Annotated in this window: 9 protein-coding genes; all 9 read left to right on the top strand. The window is 46.2% G+C overall.

Annotation, left to right across the window (positions count from 1 at the left end; genetic code table 11):
- Positions 1-49: 49 nt before the first annotated feature.
- Entirely contained in the window at positions 50-589 is a 540-nt protein-coding gene (locus VM802_RS30245) for an RNA methyltransferase (RefSeq protein WP_325537908.1), read from the top strand.
- Between the two features lie 36 nt (positions 590-625).
- Positions 626-1,492 (top strand): UbiA-like polyprenyltransferase, encoded by an 867-nt coding sequence (locus VM802_RS30240; protein WP_325537906.1) that lies wholly within the window; start codon positions 626-628, stop codon positions 1,490-1,492.
- A 39-nt stretch (positions 1,493-1,531) separates the two neighbouring features.
- Complete coding sequence (gene ruvX / locus VM802_RS30235) at positions 1,532-1,945, top strand: Holliday junction resolvase RuvX (protein ID WP_325537904.1); 414 nt, start codon at positions 1,532-1,534, stop codon at positions 1,943-1,945.
- Between the two features lie 177 nt (positions 1,946-2,122).
- Positions 2,123-2,701, top strand: a complete 579-nt coding sequence (gene def, locus VM802_RS30230) for a peptide deformylase (RefSeq protein ID WP_325537902.1) — start codon at positions 2,123-2,125, stop codon at positions 2,699-2,701.
- Between the two features lie 67 nt (positions 2,702-2,768).
- Positions 2,769-3,320, top strand: coding sequence for an RNA polymerase sigma factor (locus VM802_RS30225; RefSeq protein ID WP_325537900.1), 552 nt, complete (start codon positions 2,769-2,771; stop codon positions 3,318-3,320).
- A gap of 5 nt (positions 3,321-3,325) precedes the next feature.
- Positions 3,326-4,219 carry an anti-sigma factor gene (locus VM802_RS30220; protein ID WP_325537898.1) on the top strand — a complete coding sequence of 298 codons (894 nt, stop codon included), beginning with the start codon at positions 3,326-3,328 and terminating at the stop codon, positions 4,217-4,219.
- Positions 4,220-4,318: 99 nt separating this feature from the next.
- A complete protein-coding gene (locus VM802_RS30215; protein ID WP_325537896.1) occupies positions 4,319-4,864 on the top strand; it encodes an RNA polymerase sigma factor in 546 nt (181 codons plus the stop codon).
- A gap of 14 nt (positions 4,865-4,878) precedes the next feature.
- Positions 4,879-5,727 (top strand): anti-sigma factor, encoded by an 849-nt coding sequence (locus VM802_RS30210; protein WP_325537894.1) that lies wholly within the window; start codon positions 4,879-4,881, stop codon positions 5,725-5,727.
- A 166-nt stretch (positions 5,728-5,893) separates the two neighbouring features.
- Positions 5,894-6,844: a hypothetical protein gene (locus tag VM802_RS30205; protein ID WP_325537891.1), complete on the top strand. Its 951-nt coding sequence runs from the start codon at positions 5,894-5,896 to the stop codon at positions 6,842-6,844.

The raw sequence follows: 6,844 nt of genomic DNA, 5'->3' as shown, positions 1-6,844 counted from the left end.
CATTCCGCAAATATATAAAACTCAGATCATCTGATTACCTTTGCGGGTAATGAGAAAGTTAAGCATGGATGAATTGGGCCGTAAAACAGTGGCCGAGTTCAGGGCGGCCGATAAAACGCCCATCGTTCTGGTGCTGGATAATATCCGTAGCATGCATAATGTAGGATCTGTTTTCCGTACGGCAGACGCTTTCCTGTTACAGGGCATTGCATTGTGCGGCTATACACCGGTACCTCCGCACCGCGATATTCACAAAACAGCGCTGGGAGCAACGGAAACGGTGGAGTGGCAATATTTCCCCACGACTATGGATGCTGTGAATCAGTTGAAAGCAGAAGGCTACCGGGTGCTTGCTATTGAACAGGCGGTGAACAGCTCTTCACTGGATTTGTTTGTACCACCTGCAGATCAGCCATTGGCGCTGGTTTTTGGTAACGAAGTAAGCGGTGTGGATACAGACCTGATGAAGGTGGTGGACGGATGTATCGAGATCCCGCAGCTGGGTATGAAGCATTCGCTTAATATTTCTGTCAGCACCGGTATTGTAGTTTGGGATATATTTGTAAAACTGAAGTCTGTTTCCGGGTAAAACGGGGAAGCTAAAACATAAAAGCTATTGTCATTCATGTTCTCTACTATCAATAAATACTTATCGCTGGTGAAGTTCAGCCATACCATCTTCGCCATGCCTTTTGCATTGACCGGTTTTTTTATGGCCACTACTATCGGTGGCGGCAGTTTCAGCTGGCGCCTGTTTCTGCTGGTGGTGCTATGCATGGTATTTGCCCGTAGTGCAGCGATGGCGTTCAACCGCTGGCTGGATGTGGACATTGACCGGCTGAATCCGCGCACGGCTAAAAGGGAGATTCCCGCTGGCGTTATTTCCCGCGGTAATGCGATGGTATTTATTATCATGAATGTGATCCTGTTTATTGGTACTACATGGTTCATAAACCCCGTTTGCTTTTATCTCTCACCGGTAGCGTTGCTGGTGGTGCTGGGATATAGCTATACCAAGCGTTTTACAGCCCTGTGTCACCTGGTGCTGGGTGTTGGCCTTTCGCTGGCCCCGATCGGCGCATTTCTGGCGGTTACCGGCCATTTTGCGCTGCTTCCTGTGCTGATGTCGTGCCTGGTGCTTTGCTGGGTGTCTGGATTCGACATTATTTATTCCCTGCAGGACGAAGATTTCGACAAATCACAGCAGCTGAATTCTATCCCGGCATGGCTGGGACTTTCAGGCGCACTGCGTTTTTCTGAATTGTTGCATGTAATCACGGCAGCATTAGTGGTGACGATCGGGATCACCGGTCATTTTCACTGGCTGTACTGGATCGGCGCTGCTGTGTTTGTGGCGATGCTGGTGTCGCAGCACCTGCTGGTAAAACCCGATGATCTCAGCAAGGTAAATATCATGTTCATGACTACCAATGGTATTGCCAGTGTGGTGTTTGCGGTTTTTGCCATCAGTGACATGCTCATCTATCGGTAAGATATTAACATATCAACATTAATAAATTCAACAATATTCATGGCCCGCATACTGGCAATAGATTACGGAAAGAAGAGAACGGGACTGGCTGTGACAGATCCTTTACAGTTGATCGCCAGTGGGCTCACTACGGTAGCTACACATGAACTGATCCCGTTTCTTAAAAAATATTTCGCCGCCGAGGAAGTAGAAACTATTGTCATCGGTGATCCCAAAAGCCTGAGGGGTGAGGCCACCGATGCTACCGCGCTGGTGAAGGAATGTGTACGTATCCTGAAAAAAAACTTCCCGGATATCCCCATTAAACAGGTGGACGAGCGGTTCACCTCCCGTATGGCCTTCCAGACGATGATCGACAGCGGCCTGAAGAAAAAGGACCGCCAAAATAAGGCCCTGGTTGATGAGATCAGCGCTACAATTATATTACAGGAATATCTTCAGCATAAAGCGTAAATATTTTGGGATTCAGGGATTTTGAGATGTAGGAATTTTATAAATGCAGCGGAGATCCCCAAATATTGTCCAGCAAAACGTAATCTCTGCCGCATTTATAAAATTCCTACATCTCAAAATCCCTGAATCCCAAAATATTTTATGGTTATCTTTGCGGATTAAACCAAGAACAAGATTATGATTTTGCCAATAGTTGCTTACGGACATCCGGTATTAAGGAAAGTGGGAGAGGACATTACGCCGGATTATCCCCAACTGAAAGAGTTGATTGCCAACATGTGGGAAACCATGTACGCCTCCAATGGCGTAGGTATTGCTGCACCTCAGGTAAATAAGGCTATCCGCCTGTTTGTAGTGGACAGCGAACAGATTATCAACAACCTTGAAGACGACGAAAAGAATGAGTATCCTGGCGATAACGGTGTCAAGGAAGTGTTTATCAATGCGCATATTGTGGAAACAGGTGGAAAAGACTGGGCTTACAATGAGGGCTGTCTGAGCATTCCGAAGGTGAGAGAAGATGTGAACCGTGCCGAAACCGTTACGCTTCGTTATGTAAATGAGCAATTTGAACCACAGGAGAGAACCTTCACCGGCGTTACTGCCCGCGTGATCCTGCATGAATATGATCATATAGACGGAAAATTGTTCATAGATCACCTGAAACCGTTGAAGCGCAGAATGCTGAAAAGCAAGTTGGACGATATTACCAAGGGCAAAATAAGAGTGGATTACAGGATGATGTTCCCTAAATAGGAAATAATTTTGTAATGTAAAGAAAACCCGTTATTTTGGTAGTATAAAGACAACATCCGTATCCATCTTGGGAGCCACCATAACATATACTGAACTAGAACTTGTACATGGCCTGCAGGCCAGGGATGAAAAAGTATTCAGCTATTTGTATGACCATTACTCTCCCGCATTGTATGGAGTAGCGCTCAAGATCGTTACGGATGAAGCTTCTGCAGGAGACGTGTTGCAGGAAGTGTTTATAAAGATATGGCGTAATATAGACCGCTACGATGCTACCAAAGGCCGTTTATTCACCTGGATGCTCAATATTACCAGGAATACTGCGATAGATAGCCTGAGATCCAAGGCTCACAAACTGGAACTTAAAGTTCAGGATGTAACAAGCACCTCGCTCATGCATGAACCCCAGCTGGCTGTGCATCTTCCAGTGGATCATCTCGGACTGACAAAAGTATTGGATGGTCTTCCTAAAGACCAAAGAGCGATAATCGATTTTGCTTATTTTAAAGGCTGTACACAAGAAGAAATTGCAAAAGTTCTGGATATACCTCTGGGCACCGTTAAAACGCGGATGCGCAATGCTATTATACAATTGAGAATTTTGTTAAAACAATTGTGACATAAGTGGATGTCCAACACTACATATCATCTGGTATCCTTGAAAGCTACGTATTCGGCCTCCTGTCATCACCTGAACAGGAGGAGATAGAATCGATTGCGTCTCAATACCCCGAAGTGAAAGCCGCTGTGGATGCCCTGCAGGAGGACAAGGCGAAATTTGTGAAACTCTTTGCTGTTGTGCCGCCCGTGGCTATCAAAGACAGGATGTTGGATGTACTCAGACATGAAAACACGCCCAATGGCCATCAGTTGCTGCCAGCAGAGCTTCGTACAGTCGCTCCCGTAGTGAATGGGAAGGCCCGGAATGGCAAGCATACCCCGGTTGTGAAGCTACAATCTCCCAAAAAGAAAAGAGACCATATCTGGAAATACCTTGCTGCCGCCATAGTAGTACTTTTGCTGGGCAGCGTCTTCATGAACTTCTTCTTTTACAACCGATCCACCGATTATAAAAGCCGATACAAGTCGTTGATTGCCGCCAGGGAAAAACTGGAGGCAGAGAAGGCACAACAGTCATTGACCAGTCAACCACTTGTTGAAAAAGAACCGGCCATACTCAAAGACCCCGCTTACCGCCAGTTCAGACTGGAAGGGAGTGGCCGTTTCAGCAATTATGTTGCTACTGTCTGCTGGAATCCCCAGACGCATATGCTGTTTCTGATCGCGCAGCTGATGCCTGTTCCTCCTGAAGGCAAACAGTTCCAGCTCTGGGCAGTACTCAATAAAAAACTGGTCGATGCCGGCGTATTTGAGAGTGGCGCCGCTCTTGCCGGTAAGCTCCAGCAAATGAAACCCATTGCCGATGTCCAGGCCTTTGCAATAACCCTGGAGAAAACAGGTGGAAGCACCAGCCCCTCTTTGGACCAGTTGTGTATGGCAACCAGACCGACGAAGTAGAAGTTCGCGGTCTGCAGCCCAATCTTTTTGCCTTGTAGTGTTATGTCGTGTGATGAAGTTACCTGTAATTTATTCGTAAACCATTATACCCTCAGCATTGTGGAATATTCTGCCACATACACAGAAGCCGAACTGATTCGCGGATTACGCGACCATGATCAGAAAATTTTCAGCTACCTGTATGATCATTATTCACCCGTTTTTTACGGCGTGATAGTGAGAGTGCTGAATAATGACAACAACGTTAGTGATGTGCTGCAGGATGTTTTTCTGAAGATATGGCGCTATTCAGACAAGTACGATGAGAATAAGGGCCGCCTCTTTACGTGGATGCTTAACATCACCCGTAACACGGCCATCGATATGCTCCGTACAAAATCCCATCAACCAGATCTCAAAAGCCTGCATCTTACAGATGAAACATCCACAGACAGCCATCTTGCCGTATATCCCTACATCGATCATGTAGGCCTTGCCAAAGTACTGGAATCCCTTACAAGAGAGCAGCGCCTCCTGATTGATCTTGCTTACTATAAAGGTTGTACGCGCGAAGAAATTGCCAACATTCTTGAAATACCGCTGGGAACTGTTAAAACAAGAATCCGTAACACGATCCAGCAATTGAGAAATATCTTAAACAAATAACCTATACCATCCCATTGAACGCACAGGACTTCATATCATCCGGACTGATCGAGCTGTATGTTACAGGTATCGCCACTGAACAGGAAGCAAGGGAGCTGGAAGCTGCCATGCAAACCTTTCCGGAAGTAAAAGAAGCGGTGGAGTTATACCGCCGCAATATGGAAAATTATGTGAGCCTCCAGGCGATGAAGCCCCGTGACGACGCCAAAACAAGTTTATTTCATCAAATCAATAATGTATCCGATTTGCAGGACGGTAACTCTCTATCCGACCAGCCCCTGCATCAACCAAAAAAAGAGTCCATGAAAGAAACAAAAAGCATGTCCTGGAAACTGATCGCTACGCTAGCCGCGTTGCTGCTGGTGATCAGCCTTATTTTGAACTATGTGTTCTTCAACCGCTACAAGGAATTCAGAGAATACAAAGACAAATATGAGTCTTTGCTATTGTCCCAGAACTCCATCCTCTCAAAAAGCAACGACTACAAAACGCGGTTAGAGCAAATGCAGGAGTCATTGGATGTGATCCAGGACCCCAATGTATTAAAAGTTAAACTGCCTGGTACAAAACCATTCCCTGAAGCATTGGCTACTGTATTCTGGAACCCTGGCAGCCAACAGGTTTACCTGAAGGTTAACAACCTGCCGGAACCTGCTGCCGACAAACAATACCAGCTGTGGGCCATCGTCGACGGCAAACCTGTGGATATGGGTGTGTTTGAAATGGGCGATACAGCTAAAGTGCTGCAGAAGATGAAGGTTACCGGCAAAGCGCAGATGTTCGCAGTTACCCTCGAGAAGAAAGGTGGTGCGGTATCTCCGACAATGGATCAGATGTATGTGGCCGGGAAAATTCCTGGATGAGTTGAATAGCTATCAGCCAATTGGCTTTTAGCATATAATCACAGCGAAAATGATGGCAGATGAAAGGTCCGCCGTCGTTTTCGCTGTGATTTTTTAACAGGTCCTTAACGGCTAAAAGCTAAACCCTGACGGCTCTTTTTACTGTCTATTTCCCTAAATTGCAGGTATGTCGCATTTTTGGAAAAGTATAGCCGCTACCGTAGTGGCTTGTTTGATGTTCAACCTGAACCTGCATGCCCAGGATACAGCCTTATATAAAGGAATGACTGTAAACCTTGACGAAGTAATCGTTGCCGCAAAGCGTATAGGCTTTGACGTTAACAGCTTCATCAAAAGAGTGGAAGAAGACACTACTTTTTACCGTGCTTTTAAGAATCTGCATATCATCAGTTTCAGCGCTGAGAATGACATCCGCATCACCGATAAGCATGGCGCACCGCAGGCCTCCCTCAAAAGCACTACCCGCCAGGAAGTTACCGGAAGATGCCGCAGTATGAAAGTGCTGAATGAAAAAACAACTGGTGATTTTTATACCCGTAAGGGCAATTACAACTATTATACTGCAGAACTGTACGCCAATCTCTTTTTCACACAAGGTACCATATGCTCTGACGCCAACGGCGATTCACCGGATAACTCCGGCGGCAGCCTCGCCAAACATAAGGCACAGCTGAAACAGCTTATATTCAACCCCGGCAAGCCTATCAAAGGTGTGCCTATCGTGGGGCAGAAGGTGGCTATCTTTAATCCTGATGTGATCCGCTTCTACGATTTCTCCATTACCGCTGAGAATTATGTGGATGGCACCCCCTGCTACGTGTTCTCCGCCAAAGCCAAGCAAGACCTGGGGCGTATAGACCGCGCTGAAGTAGTGATAGATGAACTGATCACCTATTTCAACAAAGATAATTTTGAGATCGTAGGCCGGAAATATGCGCTTTCCTACAGAACGCTGCTGTTTGATTTCAATGTGAAGATGAATGTACAGATGACCAAACAGTTTGGCCTGCTGATACCGGCACTGGTTGCTTATGACGGTACCTGGAATGTACCTTTCAAAAAACGGGAAACTGCGTCATTTACGGCAAAATTCTACGATTTTAAGGCCGCCAACTAG

Source organism: Chitinophaga sp., assembly GCF_035538455.1.
In the GTDB taxonomy this organism is placed as follows: domain Bacteria; phylum Bacteroidota; class Bacteroidia; order Chitinophagales; family Chitinophagaceae; genus Chitinophaga.
This window is presented reverse-complemented; position numbering and strand designations above follow the sequence as displayed.

Coding starts and splice junctions, on each gene's coding strand:
- VM802_RS30245 (WP_325537908.1), top strand. CDS start 50: ATGAGAAAGTTAAGCATGGATGAATTGGGCCGTAAAACAGTGGCCGAG.
- VM802_RS30240 (WP_325537906.1), top strand. CDS start 626: ATGTTCTCTACTATCAATAAATACTTATCGCTGGTGAAGTTCAGCCAT.
- ruvX (WP_325537904.1), top strand. CDS start 1,532: ATGGCCCGCATACTGGCAATAGATTACGGAAAGAAGAGAACGGGACTG.
- def (WP_325537902.1), top strand. CDS start 2,123: ATGATTTTGCCAATAGTTGCTTACGGACATCCGGTATTAAGGAAAGTG.
- VM802_RS30205 (WP_325537891.1), top strand. CDS start 5,894: ATGTCGCATTTTTGGAAAAGTATAGCCGCTACCGTAGTGGCTTGTTTG.